This window comes from Cellulomonas soli (assembly GCF_013409305.1).
In the GTDB taxonomy this organism is placed as follows: Bacteria; Actinomycetota; Actinomycetes; order Actinomycetales; family Cellulomonadaceae; genus Cellulomonas; species Cellulomonas soli.
Genome location: NZ_JACBZJ010000001.1, coordinates 2700140 through 2722175 on the forward strand (window position 1 = coordinate 2700140; position 22036 = coordinate 2722175).

21 protein-coding genes are annotated in these 22036 nt (G+C 73.2%); 12 read left to right on the forward strand and 9 right to left on the reverse strand.

The features are described from left to right. Positions 1 to 35 precede the first annotated feature (35 nt). Complete coding sequence (gene greA / locus BKA22_RS12510; protein ID WP_146953876.1) at positions 36 to 521, reverse strand: transcription elongation factor GreA; 486 nt, start codon at positions 519 to 521, stop codon at positions 36 to 38. Between the two features lie 317 nt (positions 522 to 838). After that, positions 839 to 1246, reverse strand: coding sequence for a DUF4307 domain-containing protein (locus BKA22_RS12515; protein ID WP_146953875.1), 408 nt, complete (start codon positions 1244 to 1246; stop codon positions 839 to 841). A 103-nt stretch (positions 1247 to 1349) separates the two neighbouring features. Between BKA22_RS12515 and mca the strand changes: the two genes are divergently transcribed. Genes mca through BKA22_RS12530 form a run of 3 tightly spaced genes read left to right on the forward strand, consistent with a single transcriptional unit; the run spans position 1350 to position 3435 of the window. After that, complete coding sequence (gene mca / locus BKA22_RS12520; protein ID WP_146953925.1) at positions 1350 to 2207, forward strand: mycothiol conjugate amidase Mca; 858 nt, start codon at positions 1350 to 1352, stop codon at positions 2205 to 2207. Further along, positions 2204 to 2578 carry a hypothetical protein gene (locus BKA22_RS12525; RefSeq protein WP_146953874.1) on the forward strand — a complete coding sequence of 125 codons (375 nt, stop codon included), beginning with the start codon at positions 2204 to 2206 and terminating at the stop codon, positions 2576 to 2578. Before mca ends, BKA22_RS12525 begins: the two co-directional genes overlap by 4 nt. Beyond that, positions 2575 to 3435 carry a carbon-nitrogen hydrolase family protein gene (locus BKA22_RS12530; protein WP_223203662.1) on the forward strand — a complete coding sequence of 287 codons (861 nt, stop codon included), beginning with the start codon at positions 2575 to 2577 and terminating at the stop codon, positions 3433 to 3435. The genes BKA22_RS12525 and BKA22_RS12530 overlap by 4 nt, the downstream gene beginning before the upstream one ends. A 9-nt stretch (positions 3436 to 3444) precedes the next feature. On the opposite strand, the gene trhA is transcribed toward BKA22_RS12530, so the two are convergent. Further along, entirely contained in the window at positions 3445 to 4149 is a 705-nt protein-coding gene (trhA, locus tag BKA22_RS12535; protein WP_146953873.1) for a PAQR family membrane homeostasis protein TrhA, read from the reverse strand. A gap of 195 nt (positions 4150 to 4344) precedes the next feature. Here trhA and BKA22_RS12540 point away from each other — a divergent pair, with 195 nt between their 5' ends. The 5 genes from BKA22_RS12540 (at position 4345) to BKA22_RS12560 (ending at position 11435) form a co-directional block, all read left to right on the forward strand. Next, positions 4345 to 5106: an isoprenyl transferase gene (locus BKA22_RS12540; RefSeq protein WP_146953872.1), complete on the forward strand. Its 762-nt coding sequence runs from the start codon at positions 4345 to 4347 to the stop codon at positions 5104 to 5106. Between the two features lie 302 nt (positions 5107 to 5408). Then, positions 5409 to 6758: an RNA 5'-3' helicase PhoH2 gene (gene phoH2 / locus BKA22_RS12545; RefSeq protein ID WP_146953923.1), complete on the forward strand. Its 1350-nt coding sequence runs from the start codon at positions 5409 to 5411 to the stop codon at positions 6756 to 6758. Positions 6759 to 6855: 97 nt separating this feature from the next. Further along, positions 6856 to 7494, forward strand: coding sequence for a PadR family transcriptional regulator (locus BKA22_RS12550; protein ID WP_223203661.1), 639 nt, complete (start codon positions 6856 to 6858; stop codon positions 7492 to 7494). Beyond that, positions 7491 to 9179, forward strand: a complete 1689-nt coding sequence (locus tag BKA22_RS12555; protein WP_146953871.1) for a DHA2 family efflux MFS transporter permease subunit — start codon at positions 7491 to 7493, stop codon at positions 9177 to 9179. Before BKA22_RS12550 ends, BKA22_RS12555 begins: the two co-directional genes overlap by 4 nt. A 150-nt stretch (positions 9180 to 9329) precedes the next feature. Beyond that, positions 9330 to 11435 (forward strand): methyl-accepting chemotaxis protein, encoded by a 2106-nt coding sequence (locus BKA22_RS12560; RefSeq protein WP_179561770.1) that lies wholly within the window; start codon positions 9330 to 9332, stop codon positions 11433 to 11435. 55 nt (positions 11436 to 11490) lie between these two features. Here the strand turns inward: BKA22_RS12560 and BKA22_RS12565 are convergent, their stop codons facing one another. The 4 genes from BKA22_RS12565 to xseA form a co-directional block, all read right to left on the reverse strand. Next, the gene (locus BKA22_RS12565; protein WP_146953869.1) at positions 11491 to 12912 is read right to left on the reverse strand and encodes a class II fumarate hydratase; all 1422 of its coding nucleotides are present in this window, start codon (positions 12910 to 12912) and stop codon (positions 11491 to 11493) included. A 74-nt stretch (positions 12913 to 12986) separates the two neighbouring features. Further along, positions 12987 to 13664, reverse strand: coding sequence for a carbonic anhydrase (locus BKA22_RS12570; protein WP_146953868.1), 678 nt, complete (start codon positions 13662 to 13664; stop codon positions 12987 to 12989). Then, the gene (locus BKA22_RS12575) at positions 13664 to 13945 is read right to left on the reverse strand and encodes an exodeoxyribonuclease VII small subunit (protein WP_371863668.1); all 282 of its coding nucleotides are present in this window, start codon (positions 13943 to 13945) and stop codon (positions 13664 to 13666) included. Before BKA22_RS12575 ends, BKA22_RS12570 begins: the two co-directional genes overlap by 1 nt. 47 nt (positions 13946 to 13992) lie before the next feature. Next, on the reverse strand, positions 13993 to 15369 hold the full coding sequence (xseA, locus tag BKA22_RS12580; RefSeq protein ID WP_146953867.1) for an exodeoxyribonuclease VII large subunit: 1377 nt from the start codon (positions 15367 to 15369) through the stop codon (positions 13993 to 13995). A 121-nt stretch (positions 15370 to 15490) separates the two neighbouring features. Here xseA and BKA22_RS12585 point away from each other — a divergent pair, with 121 nt between their 5' ends. Then, positions 15491 to 16534: a 4-hydroxy-3-methylbut-2-enyl diphosphate reductase gene (locus BKA22_RS12585; protein WP_146953866.1), complete on the forward strand. Its 1044-nt coding sequence runs from the start codon at positions 15491 to 15493 to the stop codon at positions 16532 to 16534. A 54-nt stretch (positions 16535 to 16588) separates the two neighbouring features. On the opposite strand, the gene BKA22_RS12590 is transcribed toward BKA22_RS12585, so the two are convergent. Further along, positions 16589 to 17920, reverse strand: coding sequence for a DNA recombination protein RmuC (locus tag BKA22_RS12590; RefSeq protein WP_146953865.1), 1332 nt, complete (start codon positions 17918 to 17920; stop codon positions 16589 to 16591). Positions 17921 to 18001: 81 nt separating this feature from the next. On the opposite strand from BKA22_RS12590, the gene BKA22_RS12595 reads away from it, so the two are divergent. The 3 genes from BKA22_RS12595 to ychF all read left to right on the forward strand — a co-directional run bounded on the left by BKA22_RS12595 (position 18002) and on the right by ychF (position 21466). After that, a complete protein-coding gene (locus BKA22_RS12595) occupies positions 18002 to 18781 on the forward strand; it encodes an ABC transporter ATP-binding protein (protein ID WP_146953864.1) in 780 nt (259 codons plus the stop codon). Next, positions 18757 to 20319 (forward strand): hypothetical protein, encoded by a 1563-nt coding sequence (locus BKA22_RS12600; RefSeq protein WP_179561772.1) that lies wholly within the window; start codon positions 18757 to 18759, stop codon positions 20317 to 20319. The genes BKA22_RS12595 and BKA22_RS12600 overlap by 25 nt, the downstream gene beginning before the upstream one ends. A 61-nt stretch (positions 20320 to 20380) precedes the next feature. Continuing rightward, positions 20381 to 21466 (forward strand): redox-regulated ATPase YchF, encoded by a 1086-nt coding sequence (gene ychF / locus BKA22_RS12605; RefSeq protein ID WP_146953863.1) that lies wholly within the window; start codon positions 20381 to 20383, stop codon positions 21464 to 21466. A 108-nt stretch (positions 21467 to 21574) separates the two neighbouring features. Here ychF and BKA22_RS12610 read toward each other — a convergent pair whose 3' ends face one another. Beyond that, positions 21575 to 21922 carry a DUF952 domain-containing protein gene (locus BKA22_RS12610; protein WP_146953862.1) on the reverse strand — a complete coding sequence of 116 codons (348 nt, stop codon included), beginning with the start codon at positions 21920 to 21922 and terminating at the stop codon, positions 21575 to 21577. Positions 21923 to 22036 lie beyond the last annotated feature (114 nt).

A 22036-nucleotide genomic window follows, 5' to 3' on the forward strand; every position in this document is an offset into this window, starting at 1 on the left:
CACGCGGGGGGGACCGGGCCTTCGATGTCGGGGCGTCAGCCCAGGAACGGCGTGGCGGCACGCACCACGACGGGGATCTGACGGCCGTTGGGGGCGGTGTAGGACACCGCGTCGCCGACCTTGCCGCCGTTGATGGCCGCGCCGAGCGGTGAGGTCGGCGAGAACACCTCGATGTCCGCGGACCCGGCGATCTCGCGCGAGCCGAGCAGGAACACCATCTCGTCGCCTGCCACCTCGGCCGTGACCACCATGCCGGGCTCGACGACGCCGTCGTCGGGCGGCGTGCCGATCTGGACGTTGCGCAGCTTGGCCTGCAGCTCGCGGATGCGCGCCTCCTGCTTGGCCTGCTCCTCGCGGGCGGCGTGGTAGCCGCCGTTCTCCTTCAGGTCGCCCTCGTCGCGGGCCGCGGCGATGCGCGAGGTGATCTCCGCACGGCCCTCGCCCTCGAGGCGTGCCAGCTCGGCCTTGAGGCGGTCGTAGGCCTCCTGGGTCAACCACGTAGCCGCAGTCGTGTCGGTCACGATCGCTCCTTTCCTTCGTGTGCTGCCGCCGGGTGCGGTGACAGCGTCGTCGTCGTGCTCGGTCCGTGCTCACCCTGGCCGCGTGCTCGCCGGCCGTGCTCACCCCGCGGGCTCGTCGGTGCGCGCACGCGCCGGTGATGACGGGCGTCGGGCGTGCTCTCGCACAGGCCTCTCGGTCGCGTCAGCCGGGCGGTCACGCAGGCGTTCGAGCAGGCCGGGGCGGCGGATGAAACTCCTAGGCTACCAAGGTGCCGGACCGCCGGGGCGGCAACGACCCGGTCCTCGGTCGCACCAGCGCCGTGCGGGTCCGCTCCCGCTCAGCCGTCGACGGGTTCGCAGCCCAGCACGGTCGCCGAGACGGCGAGGCCCGTGGTGCGGATCGTGGCGGTCACGCGCTGCGTGCGCGCGTCGCCGGGACCGACCTCGACCGTGCGCACGCCGACCTCGCCGTAGGACTCCGAGAGAGCCTGCAGCCGGCACGTGACGCTCGCCTGCGAGTCCTTCGTCACGTCGAACGTGACGTCCGTGCTCGTCGCGTCGGCGACGTGGAACCCGACGGTCTTCCACTGCACCGGGTCGGAGAACACGCCCTGCGCCATCCAGGCACCCAGGACGACGAGCACGAGCACCGCCACGCCGATCCCGACCGCACGCCGCACGCGTGCGCGGGTCGAGGGCTGTGCGGGTGCGGTGCCGTAGCGTCCTGCGGGCAGGGCGGTGTCCACGCGGTCCTCCTCGGGGTCCTCGGTGCGCGATCATTGTCCCCTGCGCCCTGGGGAGTCGGCGCACGACAGGAGGCACGACGTGACCGGAGAGCGCCTGCGCCTGATGGCGGTGCACGCCCATCCCGACGACGAGTCCAGCAAGGGTGCTGCGACGACCGCGAAGTACGCCGCGGAGGGCGTCGACGTGCTCGTCGTGACGTGCACGGGCGGTGAACGCGGCGACGTGCTCAACCCGTCGTACGGCACGGTCGAGCCCGGGATCGAGGCCATGCGCGCGGTGCGACGGGTCGAGATGGCTGCCGCCGCGCAGGCGCTCGGCGTGCGCCAGCACTGGCTGGGCTTCGTCGACTCGGGTCTGCCCGAGGGCGACCCGCTGCCCCCGCTGCCCGAGGGGTGCTTCGCCGCGCAGCCGCTCGAGGTGGCGGCCGCGCCGCTCGTGGCGCTCGTGCGCGAGTTCCGGCCGCACGTCATCACGACGTACGACCCCACGGGCGGCTACCCGCACCCGGACCACGTCATGACGCACAAGGTCGCCGTCGAGGCGTGGGACGCGGCGGCGGACGCGAGCCGCTACCCCGACGCGGGCGAGCCGTGGGAGCCGCTCAAGCTGTACTACAACCACGGGTTCTCCCTGGTGCGGATGCGTGCCGTGCACGACGCACTCGTCGCCGAGGGGCACCCCTCGCCGTTCGGGGACTGGATCGACTCGCGGATGGCGCGCGAGATCCCCGAGCGCGAGGTCACGACGCGGGTGCCGGTCGCGGACCACTTCGAGGCCCGTGACGCGGCGCTGCGCGCGCATGCCACGCAGATCGACCCGGACGGGTTCTTCTTCTCGGTCCCGCGCGAGCTCGAGGCCCGGCTGTGGCCGACCGAGGAGTACGAGCTGGCCGCCTCGCGCGTACCCGTCACCCTGCCGGAGGACGACCTGTTCGCCGGGGTCGGGGAGGCGGGGGCGTGAGCGGCTCGCTGGACCTGGCCGTGCGGCTCGTGACGTCGCTCGCTGCGGCCGCGCCGTCCCCGAGCCCGTCCGACGTGCTGGTCTCGGACTCCGAGGGTGGTTCGCCGGGCTTCCTCGGGTTCGTGTTCACCTTCGCGCTCGCGGTGGCCTGCGTGGGCCTGTTCCTCTCGCTGACCCGGCAGCTGCGGGTCGTCGACCGACGGGCCAAGCAGCTCGAGGACGAGGACGAGGACGAGGACGAGGGTCAGGACGTGGGCGAGGACGGCGACGAGGTCGGCCCGACGGGCGAGGGCACGCAGGCCGGTTCGCAGGCCGAGGACGACCCTGCCGAGGTCGAACCCGCTGACCGCACGGAGGGGTCGGGGCGGTGAACCGCCCCGAGCCGCCGGTCCGCCCCGCGGTGCGGGTCACGGTCGGGCAGCTCAGCGTGACCGACGACCGGGCCGCGAACCGGGAGGCCGTGCAGGACGCGTTCGCGATCGCCGAACGTGCCCGCGCCGACCTGCTCGTGCTGCCGGAGTACGCCTCGAGCTTCGACCCGCACGGTGTCGGCGAGCAGCACGCCGAGCCGCTCGACGGCCCGTTCGTCCAGCTCGTGCGCGCCTGTGCGGCGCGTACGGGTGTGGCGGCGCTGGCGGGGACCACGCTGCCCGGGCCGGGCGACGGTCGCGCCGTCAACGCCGTGGTCGGTGTCGACGGCACGGGGGCGCTGGTGGGCGTGTACCGCAAGGTGCACCTGTACGACGCGTTCGGGCACCGCGAATCCGACCGGCTGGTCCCGGGGCCGGCTGACGCCCCGCCGCTCGTGCTCGAGGTGGCCGGGCTGCGGTTCGGGGTCATGACCTGCTACGACCTGCGGTTCCCGGAGCAGGCGCGCCGGCTCGTCGACGCGGGCGCGGACGTGCTCGTCGTCCCCGCGGCGTGGGCCGACGGCGAGCTCAAGGCCTTGCACTGGCGCACGCTGGCCGTCGCGCGGGCGATCGAGAACACGTGCGCGGTCGTCGCGGTCGGTCAGGCGGGCCGGGGGGTCGTGGGCCGTTCGCTGGTCGTCGCGCCGGACGGTGTCGTGGGGCTCGAGCTGGACGAGCGGCCGGGCGTGCGGACGGTCGACGTCGACGGCGCGGCCCTCGCGGTCGTCCGGGAGCGGAACCCGTCGCTGGCGAACCGGCGGTACGACGTGGTCCCGCGCGGCGTCGAGCGCCTCGCGGACCCCGACGCGTCGCGGTGACGGCAGGGGTCAGGCGACGGTGTACGTCGCGATCGACACCGCGACGTAGTGGCACGTGAAGCCGATCACCGTGAGCGCGTGGAAGATCTCGTGGAACCCGAACACGCGCGGGCTCGGGTTGGGGCGCTTGAGCCCGTAGACGACCGCGCCGAGCGTGTAGGCCAGGCCGCCGGCGGCGACGAGCCACACGATCGCCATGCCGCCGGTCTCGGCGAAGTCCGGCAGGAACCACACCGCGACCCAGCCCAGCGCGACGTAGACCGGCACGTACACCCAGCGCGGGGCGCCGAGCCAGAAGATCCGGGCGAGCAGCCCGAGGATCGCCCCCGACCAGACGATGATGAGCAGCGCCCGCGCGGTGTCGGCGGGCAGCAGGAGCACCGACAGGGACGTCGAGGTGCCCGCGATGATGAGGAAGATGTTCGTGTGGTCGAGCCGACGCAGGACGGCGGCGACCTTGGGCGACCAGTGGCCGCGGTGGTAGACCGCGCTCGTCCCGAACAGCAGGAACGCCGAGATCGCGAAGACGGTGTTGGCCCACCGTGCGGCCGGCGTGGGGGACAGCGCGACCAGGACGATGCCCGCGGCGAGCACGAACGGGGCGACGCCGGCGTGGATCCAGCCCCGCAGCAGTGGCTTGACCGCGCCCTTGACGGTCTCGATCGCCTGCTCGACCGCTCCGCCCGGTGCCTGGGTCGGTCGGGACTGCTCCATGGGAACCTCCGGTCGGGGGCTGCCTGACGGCGGCAGCGGGGCCGTGCCTGCACGGCGTGACTCGTCATGGACAACCTACGAGCCCGTAGGTTACGGCACCGTAGGTAGTGCTGTCGACGCAGCGAACCGCTCAGGACGACGGTAGTCGACGGGTACGGTGGGCACGTCGTCGTCATCCCACCGAGGAGCCCCCGCGTGCGTCTGCCCCACCCGCTCTACGGGCTGTACGAACGGCGCCTGCGCGGCTCGCTCGCTCAGGACCGGGTGCCCCGGCACGTGGGAGTGATCCTCGACGGCAACCGGCGCTGGGCGCGCGCATTCGGTCAGTCGACCGCCACCGGTCACCAGCGGGGGGCTGACAAGATCGCCGACCTGCTCGACTGGAGCGAGGACGTCGGGGTCGAGGTCGTCACGCTGTGGATGCTCTCCACCGACAACCTGGCGCGACCCGCCGAGGAGCTCGAGCCGCTGCTCGCGATCATCGAGGACGCCGTGCGTGACCTCGCCGCGACCGGCCGGTGGCGCATCCAGGCCGTCGGTTCGCTCGACCTGCTGCCCGACCAGACGCGCTCGGCGCTGCGAGAGGCCGAGCGGTCCACGGCCGAGGTGCGCGGCCTGCACGTGAACGTCGCCGTCGGCTACGGCGGGCGGCGCGAGATCGCCGACGCGGTGCGCGCCTTCCTGCGCGAGCACGCCGACGCCGGGTCGAGCCTGGACGAGCTGGCCGAGGCGTTCGACGTCGAGCACATCGCCGAACGCCTCTACACCAAGGGGCAGCCGGACCCGGACCTGGTGATCCGCACGTCGGGCGAGCAGCGGCTCGGCGGGTTCCTGCTCTGGCAGAGCGCCCACTCGGAGTTCTACTTCTGCGAGGCCTACTGGCCCGACTTCCGGCGGGTCGACTTCCTGCGCGCGGTGCGCGCCTACGGCGATCGTGAGCGTCGACTCGGCCGCTGAGCTGCCTCCCGCCGGCCCGGGGGCGGTGCTCCGGGCACGGTCCGAGCGCTGACCTGGGGTTCCGCGCGGCGCGTGCGGGTGCCGCCCCGACGGTCCCTCGCGGCAGGCCGGGACCGGCGTGTGTCGGGCAGGTGAACACTCGAGGACGACCTCGCGACACGCGTCGATGCGGCGCCCTGCATGTCGGTGGCCCGGCGTACGTTCCCGACAAGAGGGCGGCGCCCGCTGCCCGGGAACCCTGGGGAGCTGCCGTGGCCAGCACCGCGCACGAGATGGACGAGTTCCGCACCTCGGTCGACCAGATGCCCGAAGCTCCCGCGGCGGCCCTCGAGGGCCGCCGCACCCATGTGCTGGACACCTCGGTCCTGCTGTCCGACCCGCGCGCGATCCTGCGGTTCGCCGAGCACGACGTGGTCATCCCCGTGGTGGTGATCACCGAGCTCGAGGCCAAGCGGCACCACGCCGAGCTCGGCTACTTCGCCCGGTCCGCGCTGCGGCTGCTGGACGACCTGCGGATCCGGCACGGCCGGCTGGACGCACCGCTGCCGCTGACCGACGAGGGCGGCACGCTGCGCGTCGAGCTCAACCACACCGACCCGACGGTGCTGCCGGCCGGCTTCCGGCTGGGTGACAACGACACGCGCATCCTGTCGGTCGCGGCGAACCTCGCCGCCGAGGGGCACGACGTCACGGTCGTCTCCAAGGACCTGCCGATGCGGGTCAAGGCCTCGGCCGTCGGGCTGCGGGCGGAGGAGTACCGGGCCGAGCTGGCGATCGACTCCGGCTGGACGGGCATGGACGGGCTGGACCTCACCGAGCAGCAGATGGCCGACCTGTGGGAGCACGAGTCGGTGCCGCTCGCCGACGTCGAGCTGCCGATCGGTCCGACCGGCACGGTGCAGGAGCTGCCCTGCCACACGGGACTCGTGCTGCACAGCCCGCGCGGCTCCGCGCTCGGCCGGGTCACGGCCGACAAGCACGTGCAGCTCGTGCGCGGCGACCAGGACGTGTTCGGGGTGCACGGGCGCAGCGCCGAGCAGCGGATCGCGATCGACCTGCTGCTCGACGAGGAGATCGGGATCGTCTCGCTCGGTGGCCGTGCGGGTACGGGCAAGTCCGCACTCGCGCTGTGCGCCGGGCTCGAGGCGGTGCTCGAGCGTCGCCAGCACCGCAAGGTCATGGTGTTCCGGCCGCTGTACGCCGTCGGCGGGCAGGAGCTCGGCTACCTGCCCGGCTCCGAGGCGGAGAAGATGAACCCCTGGGCGCAGGCCGTGTTCGACACGCTCGGGGCGCTCGTGAGCAAGGAGGTCGTCGAGGAGATCCTCGACCGGGACCTGCTCGAGGTGCTGCCGCTCACGCACATCCGTGGCCGCTCCCTGCACGACGCCTTCGTGATCGTCGACGAGGCGCAGTCGCTCGAGCGCAACGTGCTGCTCACGGTCATGTCCCGCATCGGTCAGAGCTCGCGCGTGGTGCTCACGCACGACGTCGCCCAGCGGGACAACCTGCGGGTCGGCCGGCACGACGGCGTGGCGGCGGTCATCGAGGCGCTCAAGGGCCACCCGCTGTTCGCGCACGTCACGCTGACCCGGTCCGAGCGGTCGCCCGTCGCGGCCCTGGTCACCGAGATGCTCGAGGGCATCGAGGTCTGAGGCGGCCGTCCGGCCGAGGAGACGGCCTGGACTTCGCCCCGAGCGTGTGCCTATATTCCGGCCGGAATAGTCGGCGCGGAGCAAGGGGTTGGTCGTCGTGCGTGCAGAGCTGTCGGCCGTCGCGGTCCTCGCGCTCGCGCTGCTGCACGAGCGACCCATGCACCCCTACCAGGTGCACCAGGTGCTCACGCAGCGCGGGGACACCCGGCTCGTGCGGGTCAGCCCCGGCGCCGTCTACCACGCGGTCGAACGCCTCGAGCGCGACGGCCTCGCCCAGGTCGTCGGCACGGACCGCGACGGCCGCCGACCCGAACGCACCACGTACGAGATCACCGCGGACGGACGGGCGGCCTTCGCCACGCGCGTACGCGCGCTGCTCGGCGAGGACCACCCGTCCTACCCGCTGTTCACCGTCGGCCTCGCCGAGTGCCACGAGCTGCCCGAAGCCGACGTGACCGCGGCCCTCGCCCAGCGGCGCACCCGGACGGTCGACCGCCTCGACGAGATGAACCGGCGCCTGCAGGCCATCCGCGACCGCGGCCTTCCGCGTCACTACCTGCTCGACGTCGAGTACGAGATCGCGCACCTGCGCACCGAGATCGACTGGCTCGACCGCACGCTGCGCGAGCTCACCACCGGCGCCCTCGACTGGGACGCCCCGCTGCCCGAGCACTTCGTGCGGGCCGCGCGCACCCTGGACACGGACGCCCTCACCCCCACGGAGAACGCACCATGACCACACCCGCACCCGCGCCGGCCCCCGTGCCACGCGCCCTCGTCGACCTGCACGGGCGCAGCCCGTGGAGCATCCTGCCCCCGCTGTGCCTGGGCTTCTTCATGATCATGGTCGACACGACGATCGTGAACATCGCCGTGCCGACGCTCGTCTCGACCTTCGACGCGAGCCTGACCGCCGTCGGCTGGGTCAACAGTGCCTACCTGCTCACCTTCGCCGTCCTGCTCCTGGTCACCGGCCGGCTCGGCGACACGTTCGGGCCGCGGCCGGTGTTCGTCGTCGGCCTCGTCGTCTTCACGCTCTCCTCGCTGTGGTGCGGCATGTCCGGCAGCATCGGGATGCTCGTCGCGGCCCGCGCCGTCCAGGGCATCGGCGGCGCGCTCATGACACCGCAGACCATGTCGATGATCACCCGGGTCTTCCCGCCCCAGCAGCGTGGAGCGGCCATGGGCATCTGGGGTGCCGTGGCCGGCGTGGCCACGATCACCGGCCCCGTGCTCGGCGGCCTGCTCGTCGAGACCGTCGGCTGGGAGTGGATCTTCTTCGTCAACATCCCCGTCGGGGTCGTCGCGCTGGTGCTCGCCGTGCGTCGGCTGCCCTCGCTCGAACGGCACACCCGGTCCTTCGACGGCGTGGGGGTCGCACTGTCGGTCGTCGGCATGTTCCTGCTCGTCTTCGGCATCCAGGAAGGTGCGACGTACGACTGGGGGACCATCACGGGCCCGATCACCGTGTGGTCCGTCATCGCCGCCGGCGTCGTCGTGCTCGTCGGCTTCATCCTGTGGCAGCGGCACCGCGGCCAGGACGCGCTCCTGCCGCTGACCCTGTTCCACCGCCGGAACTTCTCGCTGTCGAACGTCGCCGGTGCGACCGTGTCCTTCGCGATGATCGGCATCTTCTTCCCGCTGACCCTCTTCCTGCAGTCCGTGCTCGGCCTCTCGCCGCTGCAGGCGGCCCTGGTGAACCTGCCCGGTTCGCTCATCTCGGGCGTGGTCGCCCCGTTCGCCGGCCGGCTGTCCGACCGTGTCCCCGGCAAGTGGGTCGTCGCCTCCGGGTTCGCGTTCCTCACGATCTCGGTCGTGTGGCTCTCCGTGATCATCGAGCCCGGCCTCGTCGCCTGGCACGTGCTCGGCCCCATGGCGGTCTTCGGGCTCGGCACGGGCTGCCTGTTCTCCCCGCTGGCCAACCTCGCCACCTCCGGGCTGGACCAGCGCACCGCGGGTGCCGGAGCGGGCGCGTTCAACACCACGCGCCAGATCGGTGGCGTCATCGGGTCGGCCGCGATCGTCGCGATGCTCACCTCCCGGCTCGCGGCCACGATCCCCGCCGCGGCCCAGGACGCCGCCGGTCGCCTGCCGGAGGCGTTCCGGCAGCAGTTCGTCGACGGCTTCGCCCAGGCCGACGTCTCGTCGTTCTCCGGCGGCTCCGGCGGCGGACTGACCCTGCCCGACTCGGTGCCGGCCGACGTGGCCGCCCAGGTCCAGCAGGTCGCACTCGACGCGGTGCACTCCGGGTTCGCGACCGCCGTCGGCCAGACGCTGCTGCTCGCGGCGGCGGTCCTGGTGCTCGGGCTCGTCTCGGCGCTGGCCATGCACGGCATCCGGCCGCAGCACGGCCACACGCCGGCTCCCGCGCCCGCCGAGCCGGCCGTCGCAGCCGTCGAGGGTTCGACCGCCGAGGCCTGAGCGGAAGCCCCGGATACGGCCCGCGGGCCGCCGGGACGGCACCGGGTGAATCCTGCCCCGGTGCGGTCCTGCGAGGCCCGCGGGCCTCCTGCGACCTGCGACGCGACCGATGGGACGGACGACAGCGACCCATCAGAAGCGGAGCCCTACGTGCCACTCCTCCCGAGGACCGTCCGCCGCAGCCTGCGCAACCAGCTCGTGCTCAGCGGTGCCGGTGCGGTCGTCGTCACCGCCGTCGTCCTGTCGGTCGTGTCGGGGGTGCGGACCTCCGCCCTCGCGGACGACGCCGCCGGCCACGTCGACGAGCTCGTGCACTCCTCGCTGCAGCAGTCCGCCGCACAGTCCGCGAACCTCGTCGAGACCCAGGTGGCGACCGTCACGCAGCGCATGGCGGTCGAGCTCGCGGTGGCCCAGCAGCGGCTCGTCGACAGCGGCGGGGTGTCGTTCGGCGACCCGGTCGCCTGGACCGCGAAGGACCAGGTCTCCGGCGAGGTCAGCCAGCTCAGCCTGCCCGCCGTCCGCGTCGGAGGTCTGTGGCTCGGGCAGAACGCCGACCTGACCGCCCCCACGGCGTTCGTGGACGACACGGCCGGTCTACTCGACGCCGCGGTCACCGTCTTCCAGCGGATGGACGAGTCGGGGAACATGCTGCGCGTCGCCACGTCCGTGCCCACCGCCGACGGCACCCGGGCGATCGGCACGTACATCCCGGCGACCGGGGCCGACGCGACCCCCAACGCCGTCGTGACCTCGCTGCTCGCCGGCCAGCCGTACTACGGCACGGCGAGCGTCGTGGGCGCCCCCTACGTCACCGCGTACGCCCCGATCGTCGCCGGTGACCAGGTCGTCGGGGCACTGTTCGTCGGCATCCCGCAGTCCGAGGTGGACGCACCGCTGCGTGAGTCGCTCGCGGGCGTCACGCTCGGTGAGACGGGAGGGCTGACGGTCCTCGACAAGGACGGCGCCCAGCTCGTCCCGTCCGACGGCCCTGCGGTGCTGACCGAGCAGGACGCGGGCGCGCTCGTCGCCGACGCCGTGGCGCTCGCGGACGGCGAGCAGCTGGACCGGCAGATCGTCGCGGGCGGGACCGCCGCCACCGCGGAGGTCGTGCACGTGGCCGCGTGGGGCTGGACGATCGTCGCCTGGATGCCCGACAGCGAGGTCGGCGCGGTCTCCGCCACCCTCCAGGACGGTGCCCGGGGGATCGGCGTGCAGCTGCTGCTGGTCGGTGGCCTGGTCGCCGCTCTCGCGTCCTGCCTGGTGGTGTGGCAGTCAGGTCGGGTCGTGCGCCGCATCGCGCGGGTCACCGGTGCCCTGCGTCGCGTGGCCGACGGCGACCTGACCGTCAGCGTCGGGGCCGAGACCGCCGGCACGCGCGGTACGGACGGCGAGGACGAGATCGCCGTGATGAACGGTGCGCTCACCGACGCGGTCACGAGCATGCGGACCGCCGTCGGCCAGATGCGCCAGGGCGCCGACCAGGTGCTCTCGACCGCGCGCCGCCTCGACGGGTCGAGCACCACGCTCGCCGACGTCGCCGGCGCGACCTCGGCACTCGCCGACACCGTCTCCGGCAGCGCGACCGTCGTGTCCTCCGAGGTCCAGGCGATCACGGCCGCCATGACCGAGCTGCGCACCACCATCGAGCACGTCGCGCAGGACGTCGCCGCGGCCTCCTCCCAGGCTGCCGGATCGGTGTCCGAGGCGGCCGAGGCGGCTGGCGCCGCCACCCGGCTCGCCGAGTCGTCCTCGCAGATCGGCGCCGTGGTCTCCGCGGTCGCCGCGATCGCCGGGCAGACCCACATGCTCGCGCTCAACGCGACCATCGAGGCGGCCCGGGCCGGAGAGGCCGGTCGAGGCTTCGCCGTCGTCGCAGGCGAGGTCAAGGACCTTGCCCGCCAGACCTCGAACGCGCTCGAGACGATCGGACCCCTGCTCTCCGCGGTCGAGCGGGACGCCGCCGACGTGCAGGAGGCCGTCGCCCGCATCGGCCAGTCCATCGGCCTCGTGGACGACCACCAGTCGTCGATGGCGGCGGTCGTCGAGCAGCAGGCCGCGACGACCTCCGACGTCGAACGGAACCTCGTCGTGGCCGCCACCAGCACCCAGGAGATCGCCGGCTCGATGGCGCAGGTCGCTCAGGACGTCTCCCGCTCACGTGCCGAGGCGGGAGACGTGCAGGGTGCGGTCGCTTCGCTCACCTCGGTCGCCGAGGAGCTCGAGGCGCAGGTGGCCAGGTTCAGCCTGGAGGCCTGACCGCCCGGCGACGGCCGCGGGCGAGGACGACCGCGGGCGAGGACGACCGCCGGGCTCAGCCCTGCGGCGGACGGGTCATCGAGAGCACGTCCAGTGCCGCGTCGAGCTGATCGAGGCTGAGCTCACCGCGCTCGACGTAGCCGAGGTCGAGCACCGCCTGGCGGACCGTGATCCCCTTCTTCACGGCGTGCTTGGCGATCGCGGCCGCAGCCTCGTAGCCGATCACGCGGTTCAGGGGCGTGACGATCGAGGGCGAGGACTCCGCGAACGACCGGGCACGTTCCACGTTCGCGACCAGGCCGGCCACCGTCTTGTCGGCCAGCACGCGCGAGGCGTTCGCGAGCAGCCGGATCGACTCCAGCACCGCCGAGGCGATCACCGGGATCTGCACGTTCAGCTCGAACGCCCCGCTGGCCCCCGACCACGCGACGGTCGCATCGTTGCCCACGACCCGGGAGGCGACCATGAGGACGGCCTCCGGGATCACCGGGTTGACCTTGCCGGGCATGATCGACGAGCCCGGCTGCAGGTCCGGGATGGAGATCTCGCCCAGGCCCGTGTTCGGCCCCGAACCCATCCAGCGCAGGTCGTTGCAGATCTTGGTCAGGCTGACGGCGATGGTCCGCAGCGCACCGGACAGCTCGACGAGGCCGTCTCGCGACGACTGCGCCTCGAAGTGGTCGCGCGCCTCGGTGAGCGGCAGACCGGTGTCCTCGACGAGCAGCTCGATGACGCGCTGCGGGAAGCCGGCGGGCGTGTTGATCCCCGTGCCCACGGCCGTGCCGCCCAGCGGCACCTCGGCGGCGCGGGGGAGCGCGGACTGCAGCCGCTCCACGCCGTACCGGACCGCGGCGGCATAGCCGCCGAACTCCTGACCGAGGGTCACGGGCGTGGCGTCCATCAGGTGCGTGCGGCCCGACTTCACGACGCCGGACCACGCCGTGGCCTTCTCCTCGAGCTCGGCCGCCAGGTGCATGAGCGCGGGCACGAGGTCGACGACGACACCCGCGGTCGCGGCGACGTGCACCGACGTCGGGAACACGTCGTTCGAGGACTGCGAGGCGTTGACGTGGTCGTTCGGGTGCACGTCCCGGCCCAGGACCCGCGTCGCGAGCGTCGCGAGGACCTCGTTGGTGTTCATGTTCGAGCTCGTGCCCGAGCCCGTCTGGTAGACGTCGACCGGGAAGTGCGCGTCGTGCAGGCCGGCAGCGACCTCGTCGGCCGCGGTCACGATCGCGTCGGCGACGTCCTGCGGCAGGACCCCCAGCTCGGCGTTCGCGCGGGCCGCGGCCTTCTTGATCCGGGCGAGGGCCTCGATGTGGCCCCGCTCGAGCCTGCTGCCGGAGATCGGGAAGTTCTCGACCGCCCGCTGGGTCTGCGCCCGGTAGAGGGCGGCGGCCGGAACCCGGACCTCGCCCATCGTGTCGTGCTCGATACGGAACTCGGTCCCCTCGTCGGGACCCGTCACGGAGGTCATCCGGCCATCCTGCCGCATCCGGGGCCCGCGCCGGGCGTCGTCGGGGGCGCGTCGGCGACGCGCCAGGGGGACGGTCAGTCGATGTCGCCGATCGCCTCGGTGAGGTGCACGTGCCCGTCGGCGAGCGTGTACTCCAGGCCGACGATCGCGCACCGGCCCTGGTCGATGGCCTCGGCCAGCGACATCGAGTAGCCCTGCAGCATCTGCACGGTGTGCCGCACGTGCTCGTGCCCGAGCGTGGCGGCGTCGACGGTCGCCATGCCGGTGCCGTCGGGCCCGTGCAGGCTGACGATGCTCGGGATGACCCGGTCGACGACCGCGCGGACGAACCCGCGAGGAAGCTCGCCGTGCTGCAGCGCTGCGGTGGCGGCGGCGACCGCCCCGCAGCTGTCGTGCCCGAGGACGACCACGAGCGAGGCGCCGAGCACCTCGACGCCGTACTCGATCGAGCCGATCACGGTGGTGTCGAGCACGTGGCCCGCGGTCCGCACGACGAACACGTCGCCGAGTCCCTGGTCGAAGATGATCTCGGCGGCCACGCGCGAGTCGGAGCACCCGAAGATCACGGCGAAGGGGTACTGCGCGGCGGACAGCTGAGCACGCCGGTCGATGCCCTGCGAGGGGTGCTCCATCTCGCCGCGGACGAACCGGTCGTTGCCAGCGCGCAGCGCGGCCCAGGCCTGGGCAGGGGTGCGCGGGCGGTGCTCGTCGGGCGTCGGGTCGGAGGTCGGGTCGGGTGTCGGCGTGCTCATCAGAGCTCCTCGCCCTCGGGTGCTGACGCGGAGGCTGATGCTGGGGTCGAGGACGTGCGGGCGCCCTCCAGGCGAGCCCGGGCGCCGTCCAGCCACTCCTGGCAGCGGGCGGCCAGGGACTCGCCGCGCTCCCAGAGGGCCAGCGACTCCTCGAGCGAGTCGGCACCGGCCTCGAGCCGGGCGACGACGGACACGAGCTCGTCACGGGCCTGCTCGTAGCCGAGCGAGGCGACCTCGGTGGGGACGTCGGGCGTGGGGGTGTTCGACGGAGGCACGGGCACAGTCAACCAGGCGGCGCCCACGCGATCGCTCCGCGGGGCGCTCGGTCTCAGACCGTGGAGCCGGCGGCCCGACGCGGCGCCTTGCGCGCCGGCTTCTTCCCGGCCTGGGTGGGTGCGTCCTGGTCGCTGTCGGCGCGTGGCGTGTCGTCAGGATCGGCCTCGGGGCCGAGTGCGGTGGCGGCCAGCTCTCCGTGCGCGACCCGCACCCGCAGGCGCTCGCCCGCGCCGACGTCGCTCGGGTCACGGACCACGTGGCCGTCCGCCCGCTGCACCACGGCGTACCCGCGCTCCAGGGTCGCCGCGGGGGAGAGTGCCCGCACCTGGGCCGCGAGGCGCAGCGTCTCGGCGCGGGCGTGCAGCACGGCGTCGTCGAGCAGGCGACGACCGGTGTCCCGCAGCACGTGCAGCCGACGCTCGTGCGGGTCGACGAGCGTCGTCGGCGTCGCCAGCACGGGACGGCTGCGCCAGTGGTCCAGCCCGTGTTGCTCGCGGGTGAGCCGCTGACCCAGGGCGTGCCGGGACCGTTGCCGGGCCTGCTGCAGCCGCGCACGCTCCTCGGCGACGTCCGGCACGATCCGCTTGGCGGCGTCGGTCGGCGTCGACGCGCGCAGGTCGGCGACCAGGTCGAGCAGCGGTGCGTCCAGGTGGTGGCCGATCGCCGAGACCAGCGGTGTGCGGCACGCGGCCGCCGCACGCACGAGCGCCTCGTTGCTGAACGGCAGCAGGTCCTCGAACGAGCCGCCGCCCCGGGCGACCACGATCACCTCGACCCGCGGGTCGGCATCCAGCTCGGCGATCGCGGCGCTCACCTCGGGCACGGCCCGCGGTCCCTGGACGGTCACGCGGCGGATCTCGAACTGCACCGCCGCCCACCGGGCGCGGGCGTTGGACACCACGTCGTGCTCGGCGTCGCCCTGCTGCGCGCACACCAGGCCGACGACGGCCGGCAGGAACGGCAGCGGGCGCTTGCGGTCGGCGTCGAACAGGCCCTCGGCGCCCAGCACGCCCTTGAGGTGCTCGATGCGCGCGAGCAGCTCGCCCAGACCGACGAGCCGGACCTCGTCGGCGGCGAACGTCAGGTCGCCCTTCTTCGCGTGGAACCGCGGGCGGGCGTGCACCACCAGGTGCGAACCGTCCGCGAGCCGGTCGGCCACCGGGCCGATGGCCGAGGCGGGTGCCGTGACCGACAACGACATGTCGAGGTCGGTGTCGCGCAGCGTCAGGAAGTACAGCGAGTTCCACCGCTTGAGGTTGAGCACCTGCCCCTCGACCCAGACCGGCGGCATCCGGGCGATGTAGTCCGCGATCTTCGGCGCGAGGTGCCGGACGGGCCACGGGCGGTCGGCGGTGGTGTCGCCCGCCTTCACCGGCAGCGCCGTCGTGCGCGTCGGTCCGGGCGGTGGGTCGAGGGGGTCCGGGCTCACGGGACCAGGGTGCCCTACCGTCCCGACACGACCGGCACGAGCTGTGCGACCGGTACGACCGGCACCGCCTGCGCACGACCCGTACGCAGGACCCGCGCGGACCGCCGCCTAGACTCGCTCGGTGACCTCCACGACCAGCACCCCCGGCCGCAAGCGCGTGCTCCTCGCGGCTCCTCGTGGCTACTGCGCCGGCGTCGACCGCGCGGTCGTCGCGGTCGAGAAGGCCCTCGAGCACTACGGCGCCCCCGTGTACGTGCGCAAGGAGATCGTGCACAACAAGTACGTCGTGGAGACCCTCGCCTCGCGCGGCGCGGTCTTCGTCGACGACACCGACGACGTGCCGGAGGGCGCCCGCGTGGTGTTCTCGGCCCACGGGGTCTCGCCTGCGGTGCGCGCGGCCGCGACGTCGCGGTCCCTGCAGACGATCGACGCGACGTGCCCGCTGGTGACGAAGGTGCACAAGGAGGCCGTCCGGTTCGCCGCCGACGACTACGAGATCCTGCTCATCGGGCACGACGGCCACGAGGAGGTCGAGGGCACGCAGGGCGAGGCCCCCGAGCACATCCAGGTCGTCAACTCCCCGGAGGCGGTGGACGCCGTCGTCGTGCGCGACCCGGAGAAGCTGGTGTGGATCTCGCAGACCACGCTGTCGGTCGACGAGACGATGGAGACCGTGCGCCGGCTGCGCGAGCGGTTCCCGCACCTGCAGGACCCGCCCTCGGACGACATCTGCTACGCGACGCAGAACCGCCAGGTGGCCGTCAAGAAGCTCGCGCCGGAGTGCGACGTCGTCATCACGGTCGGTTCGGCGAACTCCTCGAACTCGGTGCGTCTCGTCGAGGTCGCGCTCGACTCGGGCGCCCGCAGCTCCTACCGGGTGGACCGGGCGGCAGACATCGACCCGGCCTGGCTCGACGGGGCGACCACGGTGGGGCTGACCTCGGGTGCCTCGGTGCCCGAGATCCTGGTCCGGGACGTGCTCGAGCTGCTGGCGGGCCACGGGTTCGAGGACGTCGAGGAGGTCCGCACGGCGACCGAGGACCTCATGTTCTCCCTGCCGCGCGAGCTGCGTGCCGACCTGCGCGCGGGCGGTGTCGAGCCGGAGCGTCGAGCCGGCCGCCCGCGGCGCGAGGGCCGCACCGCGATCGACGTCCAGACCGTCTGACGGCTCCGACCGACCCGTCCGGCCGTTCTGTCTGACCGTGCGGTCCTGCGGGGCTCAGGCCTCTGCAGCCTCCTGCGCGCGCTCGGGCAGCGGCACGACCTGCTCGGTCACCGAGGCAAGGAGCTCGGGCGCACTGACCGCCGACAGCTGAGGGTTCACGGTCGGCGGGGTCGGCAGGTCGCCGTCCACGACGTCGAGCGAGGCGAACCGTCGGGCGCTGACCAGCACCCGCGTCTCGAGCGAGGACACGGTCTGGTTGTAGGCGCCGGCAGCGGCGTCCAGCGACCGGCCGAGCCGGGCCAGGTGCGCCCCCATCGTGGCCAGCCGCCCGTGCAGCTCCTTGCCGAGGGTGAGCACCGCCTGGGCGTTCGCAGCCAGTGCGTCCTGCCGCCAGGCGTAGGCCACGGTGCGCAGCAGGGCGAGCAGCGTCACGGGCGTCGCGATGACGACGTTGCGCTCGAAGGCGTACTCGATCAGCGAGGGGTCCTGCTCGACGGCCGCGTGCAGGAACGACTCGGCGGGCACGAACATGACGACGAACTCCGGGGCGGGCGCGAACTGGTCCCAGTAGCGCTTGGCGGCCAGGTCGTCGACATGCTTGCGCACGTGCCGGGCGTGCGCGGCCAGCCGGGCGGCCCGCTCGGCCTCGTCGTCCGTCTGCGCGGCGTCGAGGAACCCGAGGAAGGCGACCTTCGCGTCGATGACGACGTTCTTGCCGCCTGCGAGCTTGACCACCATGTCGGGGCGCAGCAGCCCGTCGTCCGTGCGCACCTGCTCCTGCTCGACGAAGTCGACGTGCGCGAGCATCCCGGCGGACTCCACGACCCGGCGCAGCTGCAGCTCGCCCCAGCGTCCGCGCACCTGGGAGGAGCGCAGGGCCGTGACGAGCTGTGCCGTCTGGTTCCGCAGGTGCTCGGACTCCGCACGCATCGCCTTGACCTGCTCGCCGACAGCGGCCTGCCCGGCCGCCCGTGCCTGCTCGGCGTGCGAGAGCTGGGTGCGCACCTGCTCGAGGGTCGTGGCGAGCGGCTCGACCATGGCCCGCACGGCCTGCTCGCGCTGGGCGAGCTCGCCGACCTGCGTCTGGTGGCTGGCCGACAGGCGCTGGTGCGCCAGGGCCAGGAACTGCTCGGAACTGGTGGTGAGCGCGTCGGCGGCGAGCGCGCGGAACTGCTCGGCGAGCCGGGCGCCGTCAGCCTGGACGTCGGCCGCACGCTGCTGCGCGAGCGACCGTTCGGCGTCCAACCGGGCACGCAGCCCCACGGCCTCGATCTCGGCGTCGCGCACCCGCTGCTCGGAGGCACGCGACGCCCGGGACGTGCCGATGACGACGCCGGCCGCGAGCCCGAGCAGGGCGCCGACCAGGACCGCGATGACGATCTCCATGGCTCCACCCTTCCAGCGGCCGCCCACACACCGTGGCCCGAACGCGCGTCCTGGGCCCGACGGGCTCCCTATGCTGACCGGGTGCCCCCCGTCGACGTGCCCCCGCCTGCCCTCGAGCTGCGTGGACTGTGGAAGCGGTTCGGCACCAAGATCGCGGTCGCCGGCGTCGACCTCGTCGTCCCGGCCGGATCGTTCTACGGCCTCGTCGGGCCCAACGGCGCCGGCAAGACGACGAGCCTGTCGATGGCCACCGGACTGCTCACCCCCGACTTCGGCACGGTGCTGGTGCACGGGCGGGACCTGTGGGCCGATCCCGGCGCCGTCAAGGGCATGCTCGGTGTGCTGCCCGACGGCGTGCGCCTGTTCGACCGGCTCACGGGCGCCCAGCTGATCACGTACGCGGGGCTGCTGCAGGGTCTCGACCGCGACACCGTGGCCGCCCGCACGCACGACCTGCTCGGCGCGCTCGACCTGCGGGCCGACGCCGACACGCTCGTGGTCGACTACTCGGCGGGCATGACGAAGAAGATCGCGCTGGCCTGCGCGCTCGTGCACGCCCCCCGGCTGCTCGTGCTCGACGAGCCGTTCGAGGCGGTCGACCCGGTCTCGGCGGCGAACATCCGCGACATCCTGGCCGGGTACGTCGGCTCGGGCGGCAGCGTGATCGTGTCCTCGCACGTCATGGACCTCGTGCAGCGCATGTGCGACCACGTCGCAGTGATCGCGGCCGGCCAGGTGCTCGCCGCCGGCACGGTCGACGCGGTGCGGGGGGACGCGAGCCTGGAGGACCGGTTCGTCGAGCTCGTCGGCGGGCGGGTCGGCGGGGAAGGGCTCGCGTGGTTGCGCACCTCGTCCGTCTGAAGCTCGCGCTGCTGCGCAACGGCCTGCGACGCAGCCCGTGGCAGGTCGTCGGGCTGGTCATCGGTGCGTTCTACGGCCTCGGGGCGCTGGCCGTGGTCGTGGCCGCCTCCGCCGCGCTCAGCGTGCAGGACGTGGGCCTGCAGCGTGAGGTGACCGTGCTGCTGGGCGGTGTGCTCGTGCTCGGCTGGTGGGTGGTCCCGCTCGTCGCCTTCGGTGTGGACGCCACGCTCGACCCGCTGCGCTTCGTGACGTTCGCGATCCCGCGCCGCCGCCTGGTGGCCGGCCTGGCCGTCGCGGCGCTCGTCGGGCTGCCCGGTCTGTTCACGGTGCTCGCGGTGCTCGCCCTGGCGGGCGTCTGGTGGCGCACCCCTGCCGCGCTCGCGGCTGCGGTGCCGTGCGCGGTGCTCACGGTCGCGCTGTGCGTCGTCGGCTCGCGGGCGACGACGACGCTGCTGGCGCGGGTCGTGGGCAGGCGCCGGGTCCGTGAGCTCGCCGCCGTCGTCGCCGTGCTTCCGCTCGTGCTGCTCGGCCCCCTGATGTCCCGGCTGGGCGAAGGTGTCGCTGCGACCGCGACGGGTGCGCTCGAGCGGGTCGCCGACGTGGTCGCCTGGACGCCGATGGGTGCGCTCTGGGCCGTGCCCGCCGACGTGGCGGCCGGTGCCCCCGGCGCCGCGGTGCTCCGCCTGCTCCTCGGGCTCGTCTCGCTGCTCGTGCTCGCCGTCGCGTGGGATCGTGCGCTCGGCTACGCGCTGGTGCACCCGGCGCGCGACGCCTCGGCCACGCACAAGCACGGGGTCGGGATGTTCGGTCGGGTGCCGGGCACGCCGTTCGGGGCGGTCGTCGCCCGGTGCCTGACGTACTGGGTCCGCGATCCTCGCTACGCCGCGTCGGTCGCCACGGTGCCGCTCGTGGTGCTCATGCTCTGGTTGGTCGGGGTGGAGGGTCAGGCGCTGCTGCTGGCCGGTCCGTTGGTGGCGTTCCTCATGGGGTGGAGCATCTCCGCCGACGTCGCCTTCGACGGGACCGCGTTCTGGACGCACGTCGCCGCGCCGCTGCCCGGCCGGGTCGACCGGGCCGGGAGAGCCGTGGCGGCCCTGGTGGTCGCCGGACCCGTGGCGCTGGTGGCAGCGGTCGCCAGTGCGCTGCTCACGGGCCGGCCCGAGGCGTTGCCGGCCGTGCTCGGCGCGACGGTCGGCGTGCTGCTCACTGCGCTCGGCGGATCCAGCGTGGTCTCGGCCCTCGTGGTCTACCCGGTCCAGGAGCCGGGGCAGAACCCGTTCACCACGCGGCAGGGCACCTCGTTGGCCGCCTTCACCTCCCAGATGGTCGGCTGGTCGGCGGTCGCGCTGCTCTCGTCGCCGGTGATCGTGCTCGGGGTGCTCGCGGTGGCCCGGGACATGCCCGCCCTGGGCTGGGTCGCGCTGGTGCTCGGGCCCGCGCTCGGTGCCGCGCTGCTGGTCACGGGCGTGCAGGTCGGCGGCCGCTCGCTGGACCGTACCGCCCCCGGACTGCTGGCCAGGTTGCGCTCGTTCGCCTGAGCGCTCGCCCGCGACGACGACCGGTCGGCCTGCGGGCGGGGCGCCCGTAGACTCGTCGCCCGTGGCACTCACCATCGGCATCGTCGGCCTGCCCAACGTCGGCAAGTCCACCCTCTTCAACGCCTTGACGCGTGCGTCGGTCCTCGCGGCGAACTACCCGTTCGCGACGATCGAGCCGAACGTGGGCGTCGTGCCGCTGCCCGACCCGCGGCTCGAGACGCTCGCCGGGATCTTCGGCTCCGAGCGGATCCTGCCCGCGACCGTCTCGTTCGTCGACATCGCCGGCATCGTCAAGGGCGCCTCCGAGGGGGAGGGGCTCGGCAACAAGTTCCTGGCGAACATCCGTGAGGCCGAGGCGATCTGCCAGGTCACCCGCGCGTTCGCCGACCCGGACGTCGTGCACGTCGACGGTCGCGTCTCGCCGAAGGACGACATCGAGACGATCAACACCGAGCTGATCCTCGCCGATCTGCAGACGCTGGAGAAGGCCGTCCCGCGACTGGAGAAGGAGGTCCGGGCGAAGAAGGTCGACGCCGCGCTGCTGGAGGCCGCCCAGGCCGCTCAGGCCGTGCTCGAGCAGGGGCAGACCCTCTTCCAGGGTGCGAAGGCCGCCGGGATCGACCCCGAGCAGCTCGCCCAGCTCCAGCTGATGACCGCCAAGCCGTTCATCTACGTGTTCAACACCGATGACGCAGGCCTGGCCGACACGGCCCTGCAGGACGAGCTGCGCGCGCTCGTCGCGCCGGCCGACGCGGTGTTCCTCGACGCCAAGTTCGAGTCCGAGCTCGTCGAGCTCGAGCCCGACGAGGCCAAGGAGATGCTCGCCGACAACGGTCAGGACGAGGCCGGCCTCGACCAGCTCGCGCGCGTCGGGTTCCACACCCTCGGCCTGCAGACCTACCTGACGGCGGGGCCCAAGGAGGCCCGTGCCTGGACGATCCACCAGGGCTGGACGGCGCCCCAGGCGGCCGGTGTCATCCACACCGACTTCCAGAAGGGCTTCATCAAGGCCGAGGTCGTCTCGTTCCAGGACCTCGTCGACGCCGGCTCCGTCGCCGCGGCCCGCGCGGCAGGCAAGGCCCGTATCGAGGGCAAGGACTACGTGATGGTCGACGGCGACGTCGTGGAGTTCCGCTTCAACGTGTAGTACGGCCGAGGCCAACCACGATCTCAAGGTCGGACGGGCGTCCCGAGGCATGCGAGCGGCGTGCTCGCACCGCTGTCGCCCGCGTGCCCTGGTGGCGGAGGTCTGCCGTCAGAAGTGGAAGCGGCCCTCGGCGTCGAACCAGGCGGGCCGGACCTCGGTGACGAACTCGGGGGTGATCGGGCCGTAGATGTGCGGGTACAGCTCGCCGTCCCCGCCGTCCCCGTCCACGACATGTGTGCCGGCAGCGCGGATCGCGGACGGGTCGAGAACCAGCACGCAGAGCTCGGCGTCGTCCCGCGCGTAGACGAACTCGGCCATGGGACCGAGCTGGTGAGCATACGAGGCATGGACGAAGCCCACGTCCTGCAGGCTCGCGCCCCGGGTCGAGATCGCGTAGGTGCCGTGTACCAACGCCGCGTTCCAGTCGTCACGATGGGTCAGATGGAAGATCTGCATGGGAAGAGCCAAGCATCTGCGCCGGGCAGCCGGAGGCAGCCCGACGCAGACGCTGCCTTGCGACGTGGCGCGGTTCCGCTTAACGTCTAGCGTTCATGACGCATCGCGTTATAC